Raw genomic sequence first — 21,514 nt, 5'->3', positions numbered from 1 at the left:
AATGACGTTCCTGGATTTGGGATTTTTAATTTTACCTGCTACTTTCATAGCAGCGATCGCTACTAGGAAGTTGGTACGAGATATTAAAAACCTGTGGCGAAATTACAGCAGACTAGCTTTATGTCAGACATCGATCCTTTTTTCTAGTTTATTGCTTCTGATGATTGGATTCAACCAGGCTTTATACCACGAGAATCCAGTGAATAACTTTAATGCTTATGTCAAACACCGAGAAGAAATCGTCGCTCTAATTCATTCAGGGCAATTAAAAGGAGAGAAACAAAGTTCAACAGACGATTATAATCGGGGAATAAAAATTAGTTTACCTGAAAAATTTAAAGGGCTGTCGCGGGGAGGAGAAGTCAGGGCGATCGCAAAGGGCGGAGTGCTGGAAGTTATCTTTATTCATAGCACTATGGGATTCGGAGACGGAACTCGCTATTTCATCTATCGCTCAGACAGCGATGAACGGAAAATTTCCTTTTTTATACGTAAACAAAAACATCCTTTCGTGAACCTCAAAAAATTAAAAAATCGATGGTTTTATTTGGCGCTCTCCTACTGACAAAAAATTAATACGCTTACTCGTCTGAAAACCGCTCATGTAAAACATTCTGTCTAGAAGCAGAATGTTTGCGATTGCTTCACGCAGTGAACAATGACAAGAACGGGGGTTGTAAACCCGGATATAGTATAAATATCGACATTAATGAGAATCTCATGTTACCTGAAATTATCAAATAAGATTAAGGATATTAGCCTGAATGTTGTTGTCCTTTCAGGAGGTATCAAAGCGTGGCGGCAAGCAGTGCCGGCTCCAAAAGATGCTCAGATATTAGCTCCAATTACTTTGGGGAGTTTGATAAAGTCTCCGTCAGTCACCCTGCTTTCGGAATGAATCGGGGCAGTTGTGACCAATTAGATTTTTGTCAAATCTCTATCAATAGAAAGGTGTATCGTGCTGACAGATTAGCTATCTTCAAGAAAAGTAGCCATAATCCTCAGCAATCAGCAACGGTTGGCTGTTTGGGCAGGCACCACAATAATTAGAGTTAGCATAACTTTATTCCATGCAAAACACCCTAGAGATACTTCCTTCTTCCGACTCGCCGAGTCTTCCCAAAAAGCAGCCCGCACTTCCAAATTACGAAGCAGCCGATCGCCAATTTGTCAATTTGCTAGAAGTCGAGGATTTAGACAAGACGGTGGCGACAAAACCGTTACTTGTCAGCGATTTTGAAAGCGCGATCGCCTATGCAATTCAAGCAGCTTACCAACAGGAACCGGGCGATGAGGCCGCTCACCGCTTCTTGCAGCGCATACTTTACCGCATCAACCGCCTCAACTTGTTTTGGTACGACGATTTGCGCCGCTACAATAACGAGCGATCGCACTATTTGCGTTCCGTGCGCGATCGCATTGAGGAACCTTGGCAGCAGTGGGAAATCGCACAAATCGACGTTGCAGCGCTGCAAAAATTGCCGGATGTCAAGCAAGCCCTGCGCGATCGCGCGGCCGCCGATGTCGATCCTCCGCTAACTGAGCTCGATCGCTACCAGCGGGAACAGATGACTGAAGAGGGATACAAACACCTACTGGCGATCGCCTCCTTCGACGGTTTAGTGGAAGCCAGCCGTGTTTCTCGCATCATCGGCGGTGCCGGCAACGAAATTCAGTGCACCCTTACGCGAGTGCTGATCGAAGAATACGGCGGCGGTCGCCTCCCGCGCAAGCACTCGACCTTTTTTGCTCAAATGCTGGCAGAATTCGATATGAGTACGGAACCGGAAGCGTACTTCGATTTAGTGCCTTGGGAAGTGCTCGCAAGTATTAATCACAACTTCCTGCTGACGGAACGCAAGCGCCATTTTCTGCGCTATAACGGCGGACTCACATATTTTGAGGTGGCGGGGCCTGTGGCTTACCGCAATTATCTAGCCGCCGCCCAGCGTTTGGGCCTCTCGCACGCTGCGATGGGTTATTGGGAACTCCACATCAAAGAAGATGAACGTCATGGCCGGTGGATGTTGGATGAAGTGGCGATCCCGCTGGTTGATAGATACCCGCAGGAGGCTTGGGAACTGGTGTTGGGGTACGATCAGGAGAAGTCGATCGGCGATCGGGCTGCTGCTGCTGTGGTGCGATCGATCCAAGCTGCAGAACGCAATTAACAGCTATCTAGGGTGCATCAAAGACGGATGCACCCTAGATATTTCACCGTTCTCAATAAGCCTTTTAGGAACAGGCAAGATGCCTGTTCCACAAGAAATACACTCTTTGTGGAACAGACATCTTGCCTGTTGCTGACCATGGTGGAACAGGCATCTTGCACCTACCAGGCCTGTATTTTAAAATGCTGTCATTAACTGAATTAGCTCGATCGACAAATCTCTGGGCGACTTTTGGTGCTTCTTAAACAAAACTCCAGCCAGCAGATAGATATTTTCCGAATAAAAAGCCATTCCCTGTTCTCTGAGAGTGGCGATCGCGCTTTTCACCTTGGGTTCCGAACTATAATAGCCAAAAGTTAAAGGTGCAATTTCAAAATTCGCAACCGAGTAGCCTCGATCCAAGGCATAATCGATCAAACCCACAGGATTAGAATAGCTAGAAACCATCAGCAAAACTTCATCGCTGCCCAAAGATAAAAGTTTCTTAGCAATTGTACAACCATCACTCCCGCCGTGCAACAACGGCTGGTAGATTTTATCATCCACCGCCGGCAAGTAAGGGGGATTTGAGATTACACAATCCGCCGACTCGTATAAAGGCGAATCAAAAAAAGAGCAATTGTTGACCTTGTATTGTTCGCTCAGTTCATATTCCTTAATTTGAGACTGAGCAATTTTCCAAGCTACATTATTTAGCTCAAATCCCTGTATCGTCCCATCAAAATCACTTCTCAGCAAAGACTTAATAACCGGACTTCCCTCTCCTGAACCAAACTCTACGATAAATCGATAATTGTCACTAGCATTTAACACTAAACTTTCCAAGCAGTGCGCGTAAAAATCCGATTCTTCCGGGCAGTGGAATACCTGTTTGAGAGGATGCGATGAAGTGAGCATAAATTCTGTAACAAAGTTAACTATTTTAAAATTATCGAATCAGTAATATTCCAGCCATCTGTCGCAAGAGCTATTTAATCAACTTGTGCAATCTATCTCTTCCTGTTTTACCTGGTGCGATCGAATAACTATTACTGCAGGCAGATTCTCCAATTAACTAGATTAATCCGATTGACAGATTGCAATTAGAGCGATTGCTGCTGAGATAGTACCTAAGCAAATAATTGTAAATTTTAATAGTATCAGATATGACCTTTTTTAATAATTCAGTTCCGCCTCTGCGCTGGAAACAGCTTAACATCGAGGTGCCGGAGTTAGAAGGGCTTTGGCAGGTTCAGTTTCCCCTTAGCAAAGATCGATTTTATTCACAATTTTATAGTTGTCTCGATCGAACTTGCTTGCTGTGGAGCTTGCTGTTAATACCCATCTTCGGCACAGCACAATTTTTTTCTGTGAGTTGGATGCTGCAAGCCGGTTTGTGGTCAGCGCTCAGCCTCGTAGGTACAGCCGCAATGGTAAGCATGACATACTCTTGGGTCAAAATAGAACGCCTGCTTTGGGTGCTTTACGGTTGGGTAATACTAATGTTATTAGGATTGCTGCTGACCGATTTAGCAATTTTTCTCAGTTGGGGAAAAGTATTGGCGAATCTCTGTCCCCTGTGGTTGGGAATGAGCGGAATAGGGTATTTGGGGACTGGATTTGCAGTGCGATCGCGCGCGCTTTTAGCCGCAAGTTTACTTCACCTGGTGGGAATTTTGATTTTGCCTTACACGGGCGGTTGGTCTTTCCTATTTACGGGAACCGTAATGGTATTTAGCTTGCTGGTTTTAGCCGAATTGCAATGGGATATGCGCCAGCCGATTAACAGGCTCGATTAACTTGTGTACCACCGCGATTCCAACAGCTATCAACGTAAAGCATTAATCACAAGTGATGAGTACATTGCTAATGACTGATGAGATCATGCCCGCTAGAATAACGTCACTGCAATTGGTTGGTAGTGAGGATTCTTCCTTATCATCAAAAGTTGAGGAATGAAGCCCTCACTACACAGCTAATAGGGGTTATGTTAGCGGACACGATATAGCAATCCTCGCATCAGTTGTACAAATATGTAGGGGTAGTGCTAAGAGTGCCTACCCCCCACGGATCGGGGCAACCACGGGGGGTTTGCCCTACAAAAATTACACAATTCATTTAGGATTGCTATAGCGAAACTTCGCCTAATTCTCTCAGCAGCCAAGACAAAAACTTTGCCATGCAAGCAGGTCAAATTGGTATGATGGAAGTGCAGCTCGGCAAGTTAGCCGTGGAGCGCGGTTCTAGTGCTAGTGTGAAACAATACGGGCAAGAAATGGTTGAGGAACACACCCAGGCTAATGAAGAATTGATGCAGTTAGCAATGCAAAAAGAGGTAAAACTGCCAACCGAAATGAGTACCCAGAACAAAGCTTTGATGGAGCGACTTTCGGGACTCTCTGGTACAAGTTTTGACAGGGCTTATAAGCAGGCTATGATCGACAGCCACAATCAGGCTATTGCTTTGTTTCAAGCTCAATCTCAACAGGGACAAGATCCCGAATTGAAGGCTTGGGCAACCCAAAAGTTGCCGAACCTTCAGGCGCACTTGCAAATGGTTAACCAAATGTTGGCAGATACCAGTCAGCCGTAATATCAGGTAGAGGAGGTAGAGTCCGATCGCCTAAAAGCCGATCGCACTCTACTTTTCCTAATTCGAGACTTAGCCTAAATTAATCATTTTTTTACACACAGGCGTTCGATCGCCCGATCGCGGAAACAAGCAAGTGCGATCTGGCGATTTATTCAAAGAACACCAAATTAATTAGTCCTCAGTTTCGACAAAAACAGTCACAGCCGCCACAGCGATTAGCATTTCATCATTTTTATCATTCAGAGAGGCGATCGCCCTTCCTGGCACAATCATGCCTCCTTGCTCCACAATCAGAGTTTTGCTGCCAAAAGGCAGCACCGCCAACACCTCCTCGGCGCGCACTTGTTCCGGGTAAGGAACAGCCACCTTTACCTCAACAATCATCTGATTCGGGTCGCTCAAACCAGCCACTTCCCAGACGCCTAGGAGAGCATTGTGGGCGATCGCATTTCGTACAGCCCTTGCACAGGCTACAGTCGGTTCCTGCCCGTGCTGGTCTATACCCATCCCCATCTCAATGATGAAACATTTACGTGCCATAGTTGCCCCTTGGTTGATTTTTATTTTTAGTTGATCGCAGTTTTTCCCAAAACAATTATCAACCAAAATGACCGCACTTTATATTATTTTATCGATTCCTCGAATAACACAATAATCATCTCATTTAATCAAAAAAAGGTAACTTTTGACCAGAGCCAAACTGATATCAAATCAGTCCTTGTAAATCTAAAATCTAAAATCTAAAATCTAAAGTGGTATAACTTATGGTAATATAACCAAATTCAGCTTTCCTCGCGGACTGCCAAACTCATCGCCAGCTTGAATCATGGATAGTTTTCTACCAATTGCCTACTTTCAAAACCAATTTCTCCCATTTACCGACGCCAAAATTTCCATAGCCACCCACGCACTGCACTACGGAACCGGAGTTTTAGGCGGGTTGCGGGGAATTCCAGACCCCCAAAATGCCGATCGAATATTGCTATTTAGATTAGACCGCCACTGTCAAAGATTAAGTCAAAGTGCCCGCTTCCTCAACTGCGATTTACCAGCCAGCAAAATCCAACAAATAATTATTGATTTTGTCCAGAAAAACCAACCAACAAAATCATTTTATATCCGCCCTTTTATCTACACATCCAGTTTAGGAATTGCCCCCCGACTGCACAACGTAGAAACCGACTTTTTTGTCTACGGATTAGAACTTTCCGACTATTTGCCCAAAGAAGGAGTCAACTGTAGAATTAGCTCTTGGTACCGCCAAGAAGACCGCAGTTTGCCCTTAAGAGGTAAAATTAGCGGCGCCTACATCACCTCAGCTTTAGCCAAAACCGAAGCAGTAGAATCCGGCTTCGACGAAGCAATTATGATGAACACTCAGGGAAAAGTCAGCGAAGCTTCAGGGATGAACATATTTGTCGCCAGAAACGGTAAATTAGTTACTCCCGGTTTCGAGCAAGATATTCTCGAAGGAATTACCAGAGACAGCGTAATCACAATCGCCAGAGACTTAGGAATTGAAGTCATAGAAAGACCCGTTGATAGATCAGAACTGTTGATTGCAGACGAAATTTTCCTCTGCGGAACCGCAGCCAAAATTACGCCAATTAAGCGAGTAGAAAACTATCACTTGCCCAAAAACCGACCCATCACCGAAAAGATTTTGGACAAACTAACCGGGATTATCGAAAATCGCGACAGCAATTATAAAGACTGGGTATTTCCGATTGATCTTAATTAACCGTTTGTAGTGAGGAGTTCAGTCCTTCTTTTAAGGACTAAATTCCTCACTACAAACCATCAACGGGACTGCCGTGTCCTTACACCCGTCTGCTCTATTTCATCGGCTTAAAAACTTCTATATCGACGCTCCAGAATTAACTACATCGATAATTAAGAAATGCTATGGAAGCTCGAGAATTTTACGAACAAGGATTCGACCTCGGTCGCAGGGGGCTGTACGAGGAAGCAGTTGCAGCTTTTACTCAAGCAATAAATCTCAATCCTGACTTTGTAGAAGCTTACATGATTCGTGCTACAGCTCGAAGTGGAACAGGAGATTTACAGGGGGGAATTGAAGATTTTGAGAAAGCTATGGATATCTACAGGTCTAGAGGACAATCGCAAATAGCTGATATGCTTTTAGTCCCCTGGAGTGCGCTGCACAATGAAATTAGGTTTAAGGACTAAAGTCCTTACTACAAACTAAAGTTCACTCACACAAAGCAGCCGCGTGAAATTGAATATGATCCTCGATAAAACTAGCTATAAAATAATAGCTGTGATCGTAACCTTCCTGCATCCTTAAATTCAGGGGCTGTCCCGCTTTTGCACAAGCTTCCGCGAACACTTCCGGCAACAACTGCCCATCAGCAAGAAACGAATCAGCCGTGCCGCAGTCAATCAGAATCGGACGGTTGTATTGCGCCTCAAGCACCAATTCGCTAGCATCCCAAGCCCTCCAAATCTCTTTGTCGCTGCCGAGGTAGTTTGCAAAAGCTTTTTGTCCCCAAGGGCAGCGCATTGGCGCGGAAATCGGCGCAAAAGCGGAAACTGAAAGATAGCGAGATCCATTTTTCAACGCACAAATTAAAGCCCCGTGTCCGCCCATCGAATGACCGAAAATTCCTTGTTTTTCCGGTATCGCCGGAAAATTGTCGGCGATTAAATTCGGCAATTCATCAACCACATAACTGTACATTCGATAGTGAGCATTCCAAGGTGCGGCTTTCGCATCAACATAAAAACCTGCACCACTTCCTAAATCCCAATCGTCATCTTCCCCAGGGATGCCTGTATTGCGCGGGCTTGTGTCGGGCGCAACCAGCATTAACCCGTATTTGGCCGCAAATTGTTGCGCCCCCGCTTTTGCCATAAAGTTCTCTTCTGTGCAGGTTAAACCTGATAGAAAATACAGGACGGGTACGGGTTGAGATAAAGCTTGCGGCGGCTGATAAACTGCGAATTTCATCTCGCTGTTGCAGGTTGAGGATTGATGGCTGTAAAAGCCGAGTTTGCCACGGAAACTTTTCTGTTCTTTGTGCAGTTTTAGGGAGTCTGATATCATGTTAATTCTATTTCATTTTTGAATTAGATTTTTTTTAACCGCAGAGGGCGCAGAGGGCGCAGAGGAAGAGAGAAGAGAGAAGTTATGTTGGGTGCGCGGAAGAGTACCTTCTTCCTTCTTCCTTCTTCCTTTTTCCTTCAAAATGTCAAAACTGTGCGAATTACTTCGCCTTTGTGCATTAAATCAAAGGCTTCATTGATTTTGTCGATCGGCATTACCTGAGTTACCAGACTGTCAATATCAATTTTACCGTCCATGTACCAATCCACAATCTTAGGCACATCAGTTCGGCCTTTTGCGCCACCAAAAGCCGTCCCTTTCCAAACCCTACCAGTTACTAGCTGAAACGGGCGGGTGCTAATTTCTTGACCGGCTCCCGCTACCCCGACAATTACGCTCACGCCCCAACCTTTGTGGCAGCATTCTAAAGCTTGGCGCATCACATTAATGTTGCCGATACATTCAAAACTGTAATCAGCGCCGCCTTTGGTTAAATCTACTAAATAAGGCACTAAATCGCCTTCGACTTCGCGGGGATTGACAAAGTGAGTCATGCCGAATTTTTCCGCCATCTCTCGCTTGTCGGGGTTCAAGTCTACGCCGACAATCATGTTAGCTCCCACCATGCGAGCTGCTTGAATTACATTCAAACCCACGCCGCCCAAACCGAAAACTACCACATTAGATCCCGGCTCTACTTTCGCAGTATTGATGACAGCGCCGATGCCAGTTGTTACGCCGCAGCCGATTAAACAAACTTTATCAAAAGGAGCATCTTCGCGAATTTTGGCTACCGCAATTTCTGGCAATACTGTATAATTAGCAAAGGTAGAAGTTCCCATGTAATGGTATAGTTTCTGCCCATCTATGGAAAATCGGCTCGTGCCGTCGGGCATCACTCCCTGGCCTTGAGTCAGGCGAATTGCTTGACAGAGGTTAGTTTTGCGGCTCAAACAATATTCGCAGTTGCGACATTCGGGAATGTAGAGAGGAATTACCCGATCGCCCACTTTGACACTCGTGACTCCCGGCCCAACTTCTGCGACAATCCCGGCTCCCTCGTGGCCTAAAATAGCCGGAAACAAGCCTTCTGGATCGGCACCGGAAAGAGTGTAAGCGTCAGTGTGACAAACACCCGTGGCTTTAATTTCCACCAGCACCTCTCCAGCCCTCGGCCCATCTAGATCAACCGTTTCAATGCTCAAAGGTTTGCCGGCACTGCGAGCAACTGCTGCTTTTACTTTCATGCTTTCTCCCTGCGATCGATTTGTCAATTCACCAGTCATTCGATTTTAGATTTTAGATTTTAGATTTTGGATTGACTTGCGCGAGATTAATTCGGGGGACGCAAGGATTTTAGATTTTGGATTGACTTGCGCGAGATAAATCACGTGGCGGGTACCACATGAAGAAATTCTTGGTCAAGATGTATTGTATTACTTAATGTCAAACTTGGAGCAAATCTATGACAAAATTAATTGTAATTACCGGAGTCAGTCGCGGTCTAGGTCTTGCCATGACCGAAAAGTTTATTGAATTGGGACATACAGTTGTGGGATGCGCCCGTTCTTCCGAAGCGGTGGAAAAACTCCGACAAAAATATAGTGCGCCCCACCATTTTACTTGTTTGGATGTCACCAACGACGATCGAGTAAAAGCTTGGGCCACAGAAATGCTGGCAAAAAATGCTCCCCCAGATTTGTTAATTAATAATGCAGGCGTAGCTAATCATCTCGCGCCTCTTTGGAATATCAGCAACGAAGAATTTTCTCAGGTAATTGATGTTAACATTAAAGGTACAGCTAATGTAATTCGTCACTTTGTCCCGGCAATGATTGCTCGAAAAAGTGGCATAATTGTCAACTTTAGTTCTGGTTGGGGAAGGTCAACTTCGCCGGAAGTCGCTCCCTATTGCGCTTCCAAGTGGGCAATAGAAGGACTTACGCGATCGCTCGCTCAAGAATTGCCCGCAGGTATGGCAGCATTTCCTTTGAATCCGGGGATAATTCACACCGATATGCTAGACATTTGTTTCGGAGAAGATGCGGCAAATTACCCATCAGTCAAAGCATGGGTGCAAAAAGCAGTTCCTTTTTTACTCAAGTTGAAAGCTTCAGATAACGGAATGCCGCTGACTGTTCCTGGATAATACAACAACCCTTACAGGATTTGCGAACCTCTCTCCTTTCTTCTCCTCTGTGCCCTCTGCGCTCTCTGCGGTTCATAAAAAAAAATCAAAAATGAAATAAAATTGCTATATTCCCAAATCACAACTCTTTCCCCAAATAGCCACAGTGAACTTGCCGCTAACCTCCCCCTCGCAAACCGAAACCCGCAAAGCAGACCACCTGCGGATTTGCCTCGAAGAAGACGTACAATTTCGCGAAACTACCAGTGGCCTCGAACGCTACCGTTTTGAACACTGCTGTTTGCCAGAACTCGATCGCACTGAAATAGATTTAACCTCCACATTTCTCAACAAAAAACTAGCCGTTCCCCTGCTAATTTCCTCAATGACCGGCGGCACAGAATTAGCCCAGACAATCAATTATCGCCTCGCCGATGTCGCGCAAGAATACAAACTAGCAATGGGAGTCGGTTCCCAGCGAATTGTTGTAGAAAATCCTCAACTCGCTCCTACATTTGCCGTCCGCCGCCGCGCTCCAGATATTCTGTTATTTGCAAATATCGGAGCCGTTCAATTAAACTACAATTACGGTTTGGAACAGTGCCAAAAAATCATTGATATTCTCGAAGCAGATGCCCTAATTTTGCACCTCAATCCGCTGCAAGAGTGCGTCCAAACCGAAGGCGATACTAACTTTAAAGGACTGCTAGATAAAATTGCCAAATTGTGCGATAAATTACCAGTACCAGTTATTGCTAAAGAAGTCGGCAACGGTATTTCAGGAAAAATGGCAAAGAAATTGCTCGCCGCCGGGGTAGGTGCGATCGACATTGCCGGGGCCGGAGGCACTTCTTGGGCGAAAATAGAAGGAGAGCGAGCTAAAGATGGCAAGCAGCGCAGGTTGGGCGCAACCTTTGCCGACTGGGGAATACCGACAGCCGAGTGCATTGTCAGCACCCGCGCCGTAGCGCCGGATGTTCCTCTGATTGCCTCTGGAGGCTTGCAGAATGGGTTGGATGCAGCGAAGGCTCTCGCCCTTGGCGCGGATATTGCGGGACTGGCGCGGCCGTTTCTACAAGCTGCTGCGGAATCGGAATCCGCCGCAGCCCTTCTAGCTGAGGTTTTAATTGCAGAAATCGCCACCGTGATGTTCTGTACGGGCTGCGGTAATTTGGATGAGCTAAAACATTCTGGGGTTTTGGAAAGGTTAAGATAAAAGTGAGTCAGCAGTCAAAAGTCATTAGTCAGCAGTCAAAAGTCATTAGCTAATAACTACGACAGAGGATAATTGCTAAATCCTAGTTGCAGGAATTACCCATAATATCGTTTCCGCTGGCATCGGAAAAATATCATTCCGATTGCAGTGCGAGCGGGACGCTCGTCTCGGTATCATTCCACTCTCACCGGATATACTCTAACTAATGACTATTGACTATTGACTAATAACTAATTACCAATTATCTAATGAAAGATTTCCTAAAATATACCTGTGCAAGTTTACTGGGAACCTTCCTAGGATTGTTGCTGCTGGGCAGCATCGGATTGGGGGGACTGGTACTACTAATTGCTCTGGCGGCATCGTCGTCTAAAGATTCAGGCCCGCAAGTTAAAGATAAGTCTGTATTGGTATTAGACCTTTCTTTAAATATTACCGACAGCAAACCGAGCCGCAGCACTAGCGCGGCGATTGAAGAAGTGCTTTCGGAAGATTCCGGCGATACAGTGACGCTGCGGACTGTTTTAGACACGATCGAATATGCGAAAAAAGACCCGAAAATCGTTGGCCTTTATCTTGAAGGCAGCTCAAATTCGAGCAGCAGCGGGTTTGCCAATCTCAAAGAAGTTCGATCGGCCTTGCAGCGTTTCCGAGATGCCAAAAAACCCATTTTTGCTTACCAGATGGACTGGAATGAGCGAGATTATTACCTCGGTTCCGTTGCTAATACAATTGCCGTAAATCCTTACGGCGCTTTGGAAATCAACGGTTTTAGCAGTCAGGCAATGTTTCTCACTGGTGCTTTGGAAAAATACGGCGTGGGAGTGCAAGTGACTCGCGTCGGCAAATACAAGTCAGCCGTTGAGCCGTTTTTGCTCACAAAAATGAGCCCCGAAAATCGCCAGCAAACTCAAAAGTTGCTCGGAGATATGTGGGGAGAATACCTGAAAACTGTCGCCCCGAGTCGCAAAGTGACTGTTCCGCAACTGCAAGCGCTTGCAGATAATCGCGGAATTTTGATGGCTGACGAAGCTCTCAAAAGTAAGTTAGTTGATAAAGTTGTATACTTTGACGAAATATCGACCGAACTCAAAAAACTCACAGGAACCGATCGCGAAAACAAATCTTTCAAGCAAATTAGTTTGAAAAACTACGCGAGAATTGCTGAAAATAAAAACTCAACTCGCGCTGACAAGAAAAACCAAGTTGCTATACTTTACGCTGAAGGAGAGATTGTAGACGGGGAAGGGGGCCCGACTCAAGTAGGAGGCGATCGCATCGCTCAAGCAATGCGGAAAATCCGAGAAGATGACGACGTAAAAGCCGTAGTTTTGCGCGTCAACAGTCCCGGAGGCAGTGCGACGGGGGCCGAAGTAATTGCACGCGAAGTAATGCTGACGGGGAAAAAGAAACCAGTTATTGTTTCAATGGGCAATTTAGCAGCATCCGGCGGCTATTGGATTTCGATGGGTTCCAACCGCATTTTTGCCGAACCCAATACGATTACCGGTTCCATTGGCGTTTTTGGAATGCTTTTCAACGCCGAAAAGTTGGCTGCTAACAACGGCCTAACTTGGGACGTGGTGAAAACCGGCCGCTTTGCGGATACTAACACGGTTTCCCGCCCGAAAAATCCTCAAGAATTGGCGAATATTCAGAGGAGAGTCGATAGCATTTACGATCGATTTATTACTAAAGTCGCCACCGCCCGCAAACTGCCGAAAAACCAGGTACAAGAAATTGCTCAAGGCAGGGTGTGGTCTGGTACGGCCGCGAAACAGTTGGGTTTAGTGGATGAAATTGGCGGTCTTGAAGATGCTGTCAGAGAGGCTGCTAAGCAAGCTAAACTAGGCGACGATTGGAAGGTGGAAGAATATCCAAAACGCCGCACTTTGGAGGAGCGAATTTTGGAAAGACTTTCAGGCGTTCACGTTTTGAAACCAGCCGCCAAACTCGACCCGCTAACTGCCGAATTTAAGAAAATGCAAGAGGAATTGGCTGCGATCAAGTCGATGAACGACCCGCAGGGGATTTACGTTCGCTTGCCTTTCAATTTGCGGATTGATTAATTAATGCCAAATCCGGGATTTTTACCCCTTTATTCTTCACTCCCCCTCTGTGCGGACGAAAGTTTTGCTCTTGAACCGTTGCAAGCGCTGAGTCCGATCGGGGTTTTTAACCCGGATTTGGTAAAAGTAGGCTGACAAGCGAATTTCTTGATGGTACCCGCCACGTGATTTATCCGTGGAATCAATCCAAAATCGAAAATCGAAAATCACTTATTGCCCCCGCATTTATCCGTGGGGTCGCCTCTAAAATCTAAAATCTAAAATCTAAAATCGCGCAATCGATTGACCCGGATTTGGTAAAAGTAGGCTGACAAGCGAATTTCTTGATGGTACCCGCCACGTGATTTATCCGTGGAATCAATCCAAAATCGAAAATCGAAAATCACTTATTGCCCCCGCATTTATCCGTGGGGTCGCCTCTAAAATCTAAAATCTAAAATCTAAAATCGCGCAATCGATTGACGCATCTAGAAACAACTGAAAAACCCGGTTTCTCGAAGAAACCGGGTTTATGAATACCCTAAAAGTCGATCGACTGGGAATTGGCAATATTTGTTATGCAGCACGCTGAGTTAACAATCCCCAGATGAAAAGTAGAACTAGCGCACCTACGACTGCAAAAGCTATGCTGGGTAGAGTCAATGCTCCGAAGGATGCTCCCCCGCTCGTCCCCAGTAAGACTTGACCTAGATAACCTCCCACTAGGGCGCCCAAAATTCCTAAACCTGTTGTTGCCAGAAAGCCACCGCCTTGAGTTCCCGGATAAATGGCTTTGGCTAGCGCACCGGCAATCAATCCTAAAACGATCCAAGCAATAATTCCCATTTCTCTTTCTCCTGAATACTTAAACTTTTCTTGTGCCTTGTCTTATGTTCTAAGAATAACAACCCCTATCCCGCCCTTACCTCTACCGCAGGGATGAACCGAAAGTGGTAGGATTTCTCATGAATCGTCGGAGTTTGAGGCTGTTTAATATCTCAAAAGACTTAACCCACTTTTTCGAGGGAAGAAAGGTACTTATGCTCAAAGCAAAAGGGAAATAGGAGAATCTTTTCTGGGACTTTTTGTGTTTTGGTGGTTAAAAAAATTACAATATTTCTGTGAAATGAGGAAAGTTTGCGCCCGATGGATCTGACTCTGTGCATGATTGTGAAGAATGAAGAGGCAACACTGTCGCGGACTTTGGACAGCGTTAAGGGTGTTGTTGACGAAATGGTGGTGGTGGATACGGGATCGGGCGATCGCACCCGTGAAATTGCGCGAGGATATGGCGCGAGGGTTTATGACTTTGAATGGTGCGACGACTTCGCAGCGGCGCGCAATGAGTGTCTCAAGCACGCCCAGGGCGACTGGATTTTGGTATTAGATGCCGATGAGGTTTTGGTACCGGAGATTCTACCTCAAATAAAGCCGGCAATTGCGAGCGATCGGCTGCTGCTAATCAATCTCATCCGCCAAGAAATCGGTGCCTCTCAATCTCCCTATTCCCTAGTGTCGCGCTTGTTCCGTAATCGCCTCGATATCCGCTTTTCTCGCCCTTACCACGCAATGGTAGACGACAGCGTGGCTGAGATTTTGCACAGGGAACCAAATTGGAAAATAGCTTCTCTCCCCGATGTGGCGATTTGGCACTCTGGTTATCAAAAAGATGCGATCGCCGCCAAAAGTAAATTCCAAAAAGCTCAAGCAGCAATGGAACGCTATATCGCTTATTATCCAAACGATGCTTATGCTTGTAGCAAATTAGGTGCGCTTTATGTAGAAAGCGGGCAAATCGGGCGGGGAATTAATTTATTAACTAAAGGCTTGACTGCGGAGGCAATTAATGATTCTATTCTTTACGAACTCAACTATCATTTGGGAATTGCATATCGCCAGCAGCAGCAATTTGTTAAAGCAAAAGAACACTATCAAGCGGCAATTAATACAGATGTGTTCCCCGCGCTCAAGTTGGGTGCTTACAATAATTTGGGCAATTTGCTCAAAGATGAAGGAGATTTGAAATCTGCTGAAAAAGCTTACAAAGCAGCTTTAAAAATTGACCCTAATTTTGGAGTAGGTCACTACAATTTAGGATTGACGCTGAAGGCAGCCGGAAATTTAGCAGATGCGATCGCCTATTACCGACAAGCGATAAAAATCGATCCCGAACACGCCGAAGCTCATCAAAACTTGGCAGTAGCCTTGCTGAAAATTGGCAAAATGCCAGAAAGTTTAGCAGAATTCAAAAGAGCGATCGCCCTTCACGAGCAGCGCCGCCCCTTTGAAGCAGAACGCCTGCGCCGGGGACTACAAGAAATGGGTTTACTTTAAACTTGTTACCAAATAATTTGTAGGGGCAATCCCACGCCCGGTTGCCCCTAGAACCGGACGGGGTAAGCACGGGGGCATTACTGCAAGAAATCGGTTCGATCTAAACTTGTTAGGATCGCGAATTAAATAACTTATAATTTCAATTGTTATTGTGGGATGGGCGTCCCGCCCGTCCACTCATGACGGGCTATAAGAGCCCATCCCACTTTCAAGAGTGGAAGTTATTTAATTCTCATTCCTTACCAAATAATTTGTAGGGGCAATCCCACGCCCGGTTGCCCCTAGAACCGGACGGGGTAAGCACGGGGGCATTACCCCTACAAACTGTAACAATTACCAGCAAAATCAAGAAATTATCTCTACTTTGCCGCTATCCAAATCGTAGCGGCCCCCAACAACTTTAAGCTTGCCCGCTTTGACTGCTTCCGCTAAAATAGGCGACGAGGATTGTAACTTATTTACATTCATTTTCACATTAGCTCTGACTGCGTTATCCCAGGCATCGCCTGTTTGACCTTTGGTCGAATCAACTGCAGGTTTAATCGCCGCCACCAAAGTGCTAATGTGACCAGGCACAGCTTTACCATCTAAAGCTGCTTTGACAGCACCGCAGCGTTCGTGACCCAGAATTACTAATAGTGGCACGCCTAATTCTAAGGTGGCATATTCTATATTCCCGAGAACCACATCGTCGAGAAAATTTCCAGCAACTCGAATATCAAATAAGTCGCCTAATCCTTGGTCAAAAATAATTTCGGGAGCAACGCGCGAATCAGAACAAGCCAGGATGGTTGCAAACGGATGTTGACCCTGTGCTACTTCTACAACTCGCGATCGAGCTTGGTCGGGAAATGTCCGTTTTTGCTCAATGTAGCGTTCATTACCCTCCATCAATTTCTTAAGAGCACTGTTAGGAGTAATGTCAGTAGGAGTAAGGTCAGAGATTGCCTCTGCCTTTGCTGCTTCGGCTTGTAAAAACGCAGGTGCCAAGCTGGCCGCCAGCATCCCTGCACCAGCCCTCAGCATTAAATTCCGTCGCGAAATCATGCTTCTACTTTCGCTTTCATTCATTGTTTGTAACTCGGTTCAATTTTTTCTATTTATACCCTAAGATATACCACAAGCTCAGCCAGACTTCTTTGATTTTTCTTTACAAGCTGCTCCGGCACAATATAAACTTCAAAAAAGTAGCCCATTTTTATTTCATTCATATTTTATTTAGTAAAGTCAACGGCAGTCATCCTTCTGCGGACAGGGATGCTAGAATGTATCTAAAACGACAATTATTTATCAATGGATCGAAATGTCCTACGTCGCCAGCATTCATATCTATCCGGTAAAGTCCCTTGACGGCATAGCAGTCAGTCAAGCAACTATTCTAGCCAGCGGAGCTCTAGAAGGCGATCGCTCTTTTGCAATCTGCGATGCAGCAGGAGAATTGGTTAACACTAAGCACAACAGCGGAGTCCGTTTTCTACGCTTATCATTTGACATCAAAAAGAGAATTGCCGGCCTGAAAATTCAAGGCACCGAACAAGAAATATTTTTTCATGTAGATAGAGAACGCTTGGCAATAGAATCTTGGTTGACCAGCTACTTCGGTTTCCCTGTCAAATTAATTGAAAACTTGCTGACAGGTTTTCCCGACAATACCGCTGCACCAGGGCCAAGCATTATCAGTACCGAAACAATTGCCGAAGTTGCATCTTGGTTTCCGAGAGTCTGCGTTAACGAGATGCGCCATCGCTTGCGAGCTAATATTGAAATAGGAGATGTCCCGGCTTTTTGGGAAGACCAACTTTTACCACAAGCCGATGAAATTGTGAGGTTTAAAATAGGGACTGTAATATTTGAAGCTATTAATCCCGGTCATCCCTGTATCCTATCTACGCAAAATTATGCGGCGCAAGCAAGCGATCTAAATTTTAAAAATATACTAACAGCCAAGCAGAAGGAAATTATGCCTGACTTGGTAAAAAAAGGGCATTTAAATCACTTTAGTCGGCTGATAGTTAACACGCGGCTCGCACCTCAACCAGCAGAAAAAATATTACATATAGGAGACGAAGTTCAAATTATCACCGTCAGCAAATCCCTATTTAATACCATTTCTGATTAGTTGTAGGTTACGAATCTGCTCAAGCCGGCGGCAACTCCAAAGTAAGTTGACCCAAAACACCAGTTCTAAAATCGTTTAACATCTGTCTCGCCGTTCGTTCGACATCTCCTTTATACTTGTCTTTTGCGACCTCGTGCAAATAATCTTCACCATTACTAGAGGCTGCATCTAATTTATACCTGGATTTGAAACCAGATAGTGATATCAACGTGTCATCAGCCGCCTGCAGCCCTTGGAGTAAATCTACCATCGCTGCTGCTACTACCTGATTGTCGTAAGCTGCTTCGCCAATATCTTCGCAAATAGCTAATTTTATGGCATTTTCTTGATTGTTAATTCGGGTTGGGATCACTCCGGGGGCGTCTAATAATTCAATTTCGTCAGAAATGCGAATCCATCGCAGCGATTTAGTTACTCCAGCTCTGCGGGCACTGTCCACCACTCTCTTCCCTAACAACCGATTAATTAAAGCCGATTTTCCGACATTGGGAAATCCCATTACCACTGCCCTGACTGGACGGGGCAGCATACCTCGATCGAACCTTCTTTGATTTAGCTGCACCCCAGCATTCTGCACCGCATCCGCCACATCATGTACTCCGTGACCGTGCTCGGCATTAGTAAAATATGCAGTTTCCCCCTGGGACTCAAACCATGTTTCCCACGCCTCGCGCGCGCGAGGCGTAATCATATCCATGCGGTTGACGACCAATACTCGCGGCTTGCCGCCCACCCAACTCGGCATTTGGGGGTGATAAGTAGCCAAGGGAATGCGGGCATCTCGGACTTCGAGCACCACATCTACCCGCTTTAGCTGTTCTTTTAATGCCCGTTCAGCTTTGGCAATGTGACCGGGATACCAGTGAATTTTCATTAGTTATTAGTTATTAGTCATTAGTCAGCAGTCATTAGTCAGCAGTCATTAGTCAGCAGTCATTAGCCACCAGTCATTAGTCAGCAGTCATTAGCCACCAGTCATTAGCCATTAGTCGCTGTGTCAGGGCGGGTTTACGCATACCCTGGATTTACATAATAGATACGGGTGAACCCGCCCCTACAGAATCTAGGTTTATTTAGTCGGACACGATATAACACGTGACTAATGACTAATAACTAATGACTAATAACTAATGACTAATAACTAAGGCACAATCAAAACTGCACAAGGAGACAGATTGATCACCCGATTGGTAACGCTGTCAGACGCCCCATCATCGGTTAAACCCATCCCCCGACAGCCCATCACAATCAAATCGGCCCCAATTTCGTCAGCCACATCGCAAATCGTGAAAGCAGGTTTGCCTTCCCGTTCGATGATTTCAGCTTCAATTCCCTGCTGGGAAAACATCGATTGGGCCTCAGAAAGAAGTTTGGCGACTGCTTCGGGGGAAGTCATCACCTCTGACGGTGGGGCGTCGCCCTCCTCGGCGGGGGGTTCGACTACCGACAGAATAACTAAACGAGCACCGTAGGTTTTCACAATATTGACAACCTTTTCGGCAGCTTCGCGGGCTTCTCGGCTTTGATCTACAGGAAATAAGACTGTCTTGAACATACTGCACATCTCCGGGACACGGACTCCGATAAAATGTTTAGGTTAAGCCAATCAGTGCCGTTTGTTCCATCTTCCGTTTTTTGTACGGGCGCGGTTGAATGCGTCCGAGGCCGGGGTGCAAGTTACCAGTGCCGCCATTTCAACGGAATTCGACAAAAACACACATATTAGGAGGTTAATCCTGTGACAAAAAAAACTGTAGCAAATTTATCGGCATCGGACTTATCGGGCAAACGGGTATTGGTGCGGGCGGACTTTAACGTGCCGCTCGACAACGGCAATATCACCGATGATACTCGCATCCGGGCGGCTCTGCCGACAATTCAAGATTTAGCGTCCAAGGGCGCTAAGGTGATTTTGTGCAGCCACTTCGGCCGTCCCAAGGGTGTGACGGAGAAGTTGCGCTTGACGCCGGTTGCTGTGCGCCTGTCGGAATTGTTGGGCAAAGAGGTCAAAAAGACTGACGACTGCATCGGTGATGAAGTCGCTGCTACAGTCGCCGCGATGCAAGATGGCGATGTGCTGTTGCTAGAAAATGTCCGCTTCTACCCAGAGGAGGAGGCAAACGACCCAGAATTTGCTAAGAAGTTAGCTTCTGTGGCCGATTTGTATGTCAATGATGCTTTTGGTACTGCTCACCGGGCTCACGCTTCTACTGAGGGCGTTACTAAGTATCTGAGTCCTTCTGTGGCTGGGTTTTTGATGGAGAAGGAACTGCAATATCTCGGCAGTGCGATCGACAATCCGCAACGTCCTTTAGCTGCTATAATCGGCGGTTCTAAGGTTTCCAGCAAGATTGGAGTCATTGAAAAACTGCTCGAAAAGTGCGACAAACTGCTGTTGGGCGGTGGCATGGTTTTCACCTTCTACAAAGCTCGCGGCTTGAACGTGGGCAAGTCTTTGGTGGAAGATGACAAGCTTGAACTGGCTAAGTCTTTGGAAGCTAAGGCGAAGGAACGGGGAGTTGCTTTTCTGTTACCTACTGATGTGGTAGTTGCTGACAAGTTTGCTGCTGATGCTAACACTCAAACTGTCCCTGTTGAAAGCATCCCTGACGGTTGGATGGGTTTGGATATCGGCCCGGATTCAGTAAAAACTTTCCAAGATGCTTTGGCCGATTGCAAAACTGTCATCTGGAACGGGCCGATGGGCGTGTTTGAGATGGAGAAGTTTGCTGTGGGAACTGAAGGTATTGCTCATTCTTTGGCTGGACTTACTAAAACTGGTACTACCACAATTATCGGTGGTGGTGACTCGGTGGCGGCTGTGGAACAGTTGAATTTAGGCGAACAAATGAGCCACATTTCTACTGGTGGCGGTGCTAGTTTGGAGCTGCTCGAAGGTAAGGAATTGCCTGGTGTTGCTGCTTTAGATGAAGCTTAATTAAGTTAAGTAGGGCGGGCTTTGCCCGCCTTGCTGGAAGCAGGTCTATATCTTTGGCTGCGAATCATTTTTTTGAATATTTACCGCAGAGGGCGCAGAGAACGCAGAGGAAGAGAAAAGAGAGAAGGATATCGGTTTTAAGTCTATAGTTTGCTAGTATAATTTGTTTGAAGTAGCAGTGAGGTTTGTTTGTGAAACTTAAACTCTTGGCAACTGTAGCGGCAAGTTTAGCTTTGTTTGGGCTGGCAGCTCCCGTTCAAGCTCAAAATCCAGATCATGTTAGGCAATTGCTGGAAACTAAAGAGTGCGAAGGCTGTGACTTGAGAAATGCTGATTTGTTCAAGGCTAGCTTGTACAGAGCTAATTTAAGAGGAGCGGATTTAAGCGGAGCAAATCTCTATGAAGCTAATTTGCTGGAAGCGGATTTAAGTGATGCTAATTTGGCCAATGCTAACTTAGTTAATGCGGAGATGTACGGGGCTGAATTGAATGGTGCTAATCTGCGAAATGCGGATTTGTCTAATGCTTTTTTGGGGCGAGCGAATCTGACGAGTGCGGATTTGCGCGGTGCTAAACTTTTTAATGCGAATCTGGGCGAAGCTTATTTGCTGCAAGCTAATTTGTCGAATGCCGATTTGAGGCGTTCGCTGCTGTTTAGAGTTAATTTGAATCGTGCGAATTTAAGCGGAGCGGATATGTCTTTCGCGGATGTGCGGGATACTAATTTGCAGAATGCTCTTTTGTCAAATACTCGGCTTCCGAGGGCTCAGTTGGCCGGGACAAATATTGATGCGGCGAATAATGTGCGGCAGGGTGATTTGGAACGGGCAAACTTCCGGGGTACGAATTTGGGGCCAGGGGTTTGTGTGATAACTAATTATCCTTATTGTGTTTTGAATGTGGAAGAAAAATTTTAGACTC

General features: G+C 45.8%; 21 protein-coding genes and 1 pseudogene. 14 read left to right on the top strand and 8 right to left on the bottom strand.

Annotated elements, in window-relative coordinates:
* The first annotated feature begins 1 nt into the window (after position 1).
* The 3 genes from QUB39_RS01260 to QUB39_RS01250 all read left to right on the top strand — a co-directional run bounded on the left by QUB39_RS01260 (position 2) and on the right by QUB39_RS01250 (position 2,171).
* Positions 2-565, top strand: coding sequence for a hypothetical protein (locus QUB39_RS01260; protein ID WP_333211940.1), 564 nt, complete (start codon positions 2-4; stop codon positions 563-565).
* A 144-nt stretch (positions 566-709) separates the two neighbouring features.
* Complete coding sequence (locus QUB39_RS01255; RefSeq protein ID WP_333052839.1) at positions 710-898, top strand: hypothetical protein; 189 nt, start codon at positions 710-712, stop codon at positions 896-898.
* A gap of 172 nt (positions 899-1,070) precedes the next feature.
* Positions 1,071-2,171 carry an iron-containing redox enzyme family protein gene (locus QUB39_RS01250; RefSeq protein ID WP_333052838.1) on the top strand — a complete coding sequence of 367 codons (1,101 nt, stop codon included), beginning with the start codon at positions 1,071-1,073 and terminating at the stop codon, positions 2,169-2,171.
* Positions 2,172-2,348: 177 nt separating this feature from the next.
* On the opposite strand, the gene QUB39_RS01245 is transcribed toward QUB39_RS01250, so the two are convergent.
* Positions 2,349-3,068, bottom strand: a complete 720-nt coding sequence (locus QUB39_RS01245; RefSeq protein WP_333211943.1) for an SAM-dependent methyltransferase — start codon at positions 3,066-3,068, stop codon at positions 2,349-2,351.
* 248 nt (positions 3,069-3,316) lie between these two features.
* Here QUB39_RS01245 and QUB39_RS01240 point away from each other — a divergent pair, with 248 nt between their 5' ends.
* The gene (locus QUB39_RS01240) at positions 3,317-3,949 is read left to right on the top strand and encodes a hypothetical protein (RefSeq protein ID WP_333211945.1); all 633 of its coding nucleotides are present in this window, start codon (positions 3,317-3,319) and stop codon (positions 3,947-3,949) included.
* Positions 3,950-4,323: 374 nt separating this feature from the next.
* Positions 4,324-4,743, top strand: a pseudogene (locus tag QUB39_RS01235) (DUF4142 domain-containing protein); the annotation flags it as partial.
* Between the two features lie 171 nt (positions 4,744-4,914).
* Here the strand turns inward: QUB39_RS01235 and QUB39_RS01230 are convergent.
* Entirely contained in the window at positions 4,915-5,283 is a 369-nt protein-coding gene (locus tag QUB39_RS01230) for a Lin0512 family protein (protein ID WP_333052834.1), read from the bottom strand.
* A gap of 286 nt (positions 5,284-5,569) precedes the next feature.
* On the opposite strand from QUB39_RS01230, the gene QUB39_RS01225 reads away from it, so the two are divergent.
* The gene (locus QUB39_RS01225; RefSeq protein WP_333052831.1) at positions 5,570-6,484 is read left to right on the top strand and encodes a branched-chain amino acid transaminase; all 915 of its coding nucleotides are present in this window, start codon (positions 5,570-5,572) and stop codon (positions 6,482-6,484) included.
* Between the two features lie 164 nt (positions 6,485-6,648).
* Positions 6,649-6,933 carry a tetratricopeptide repeat protein gene (locus QUB39_RS01220; protein WP_333052830.1) on the top strand — a complete coding sequence of 95 codons (285 nt, stop codon included), beginning with the start codon at positions 6,649-6,651 and terminating at the stop codon, positions 6,931-6,933.
* 22 nt (positions 6,934-6,955) lie between these two features.
* Here the strand turns inward: QUB39_RS01220 and fghA are convergent, their stop codons facing one another.
* Both fghA and QUB39_RS01210 read right to left on the bottom strand, forming a co-directional pair.
* Positions 6,956-7,810: an S-formylglutathione hydrolase gene (fghA, locus tag QUB39_RS01215; RefSeq protein ID WP_333211947.1), complete on the bottom strand. Its 855-nt coding sequence runs from the start codon at positions 7,808-7,810 to the stop codon at positions 6,956-6,958.
* Positions 7,811-7,947: 137 nt separating this feature from the next.
* Complete coding sequence (locus tag QUB39_RS01210) at positions 7,948-9,057, bottom strand: S-(hydroxymethyl)glutathione dehydrogenase/class III alcohol dehydrogenase (RefSeq protein WP_333052929.1); 1,110 nt, start codon at positions 9,055-9,057, stop codon at positions 7,948-7,950.
* Positions 9,058-9,275: 218 nt separating this feature from the next.
* Between QUB39_RS01210 and QUB39_RS01205 the strand changes: the two genes are divergently transcribed.
* The 3 genes from QUB39_RS01205 (at position 9,276) to sppA (ending at position 13,223) form a co-directional block, all read left to right on the top strand.
* Positions 9,276-9,959 carry an SDR family NAD(P)-dependent oxidoreductase gene (locus QUB39_RS01205; RefSeq protein WP_333052826.1) on the top strand — a complete coding sequence of 228 codons (684 nt, stop codon included), beginning with the start codon at positions 9,276-9,278 and terminating at the stop codon, positions 9,957-9,959.
* A gap of 145 nt (positions 9,960-10,104) precedes the next feature.
* Positions 10,105-11,154 (top strand): type 2 isopentenyl-diphosphate Delta-isomerase, encoded by a 1,050-nt coding sequence (gene fni, locus QUB39_RS01200; RefSeq protein ID WP_333052824.1) that lies wholly within the window; start codon positions 10,105-10,107, stop codon positions 11,152-11,154.
* 248 nt (positions 11,155-11,402) lie between these two features.
* Positions 11,403-13,223 carry a signal peptide peptidase SppA gene (gene sppA / locus QUB39_RS01195; protein WP_333211949.1) on the top strand — a complete coding sequence of 607 codons (1,821 nt, stop codon included), beginning with the start codon at positions 11,403-11,405 and terminating at the stop codon, positions 13,221-13,223.
* Positions 13,224-13,778: 555 nt separating this feature from the next.
* On the opposite strand, the gene QUB39_RS01190 is transcribed toward sppA, so the two are convergent.
* The gene (locus QUB39_RS01190) at positions 13,779-14,048 is read right to left on the bottom strand and encodes a GlsB/YeaQ/YmgE family stress response membrane protein (RefSeq protein ID WP_333052822.1); all 270 of its coding nucleotides are present in this window, start codon (positions 14,046-14,048) and stop codon (positions 13,779-13,781) included.
* 300 nt (positions 14,049-14,348) lie between these two features.
* On the opposite strand from QUB39_RS01190, the gene QUB39_RS01185 reads away from it, so the two are divergent.
* Positions 14,349-15,536, top strand: a complete 1,188-nt coding sequence (locus QUB39_RS01185; protein WP_333052820.1) for a tetratricopeptide repeat protein — start codon at positions 14,349-14,351, stop codon at positions 15,534-15,536.
* 345 nt (positions 15,537-15,881) lie between these two features.
* Here the strand turns inward: QUB39_RS01185 and QUB39_RS01180 are convergent, their stop codons facing one another.
* Complete coding sequence (locus QUB39_RS01180; RefSeq protein ID WP_333212395.1) at positions 15,882-16,607, bottom strand: carbonic anhydrase; 726 nt, start codon at positions 16,605-16,607, stop codon at positions 15,882-15,884.
* Between the two features lie 232 nt (positions 16,608-16,839).
* Between QUB39_RS01180 and QUB39_RS01175 the strand changes: the two genes are divergently transcribed.
* Positions 16,840-17,655 carry an MOSC N-terminal beta barrel domain-containing protein gene (locus QUB39_RS01175; RefSeq protein ID WP_333052817.1) on the top strand — a complete coding sequence of 272 codons (816 nt, stop codon included), beginning with the start codon at positions 16,840-16,842 and terminating at the stop codon, positions 17,653-17,655.
* Between the two features lie 19 nt (positions 17,656-17,674).
* Here QUB39_RS01175 and ylqF read toward each other — a convergent pair whose 3' ends face one another.
* Positions 17,675-18,529, bottom strand: a complete 855-nt coding sequence (ylqF, locus tag QUB39_RS01170) for a ribosome biogenesis GTPase YlqF (RefSeq protein ID WP_333052815.1) — start codon at positions 18,527-18,529, stop codon at positions 17,675-17,677.
* 267 nt (positions 18,530-18,796) lie between these two features.
* Positions 18,797-19,210, bottom strand: a complete 414-nt coding sequence (locus QUB39_RS01165) for a universal stress protein (RefSeq protein WP_333052813.1) — start codon at positions 19,208-19,210, stop codon at positions 18,797-18,799.
* A 183-nt stretch (positions 19,211-19,393) separates the two neighbouring features.
* On the opposite strand from QUB39_RS01165, the gene QUB39_RS01160 reads away from it, so the two are divergent.
* The gene (locus tag QUB39_RS01160; protein WP_333052811.1) at positions 19,394-20,593 is read left to right on the top strand and encodes a phosphoglycerate kinase; all 1,200 of its coding nucleotides are present in this window, start codon (positions 19,394-19,396) and stop codon (positions 20,591-20,593) included.
* Between the two features lie 191 nt (positions 20,594-20,784).
* Positions 20,785-21,510, top strand: coding sequence for a pentapeptide repeat-containing protein (locus QUB39_RS01155; RefSeq protein WP_333212392.1), 726 nt, complete (start codon positions 20,785-20,787; stop codon positions 21,508-21,510).
* Positions 21,511-21,514 lie beyond the last annotated feature (4 nt).

It is taken from the genome of Microcoleus sp. AT8-B5 (assembly GCF_036705565.1).
In the GTDB taxonomy this organism is placed as follows: domain Bacteria; phylum Cyanobacteriota; class Cyanobacteriia; order Cyanobacteriales; family Microcoleaceae; genus Microcoleus.
The sequence above is the reverse complement of the archived record's forward strand: the minus strand, read 5'-3'. Positions and strand labels throughout refer to the sequence as shown.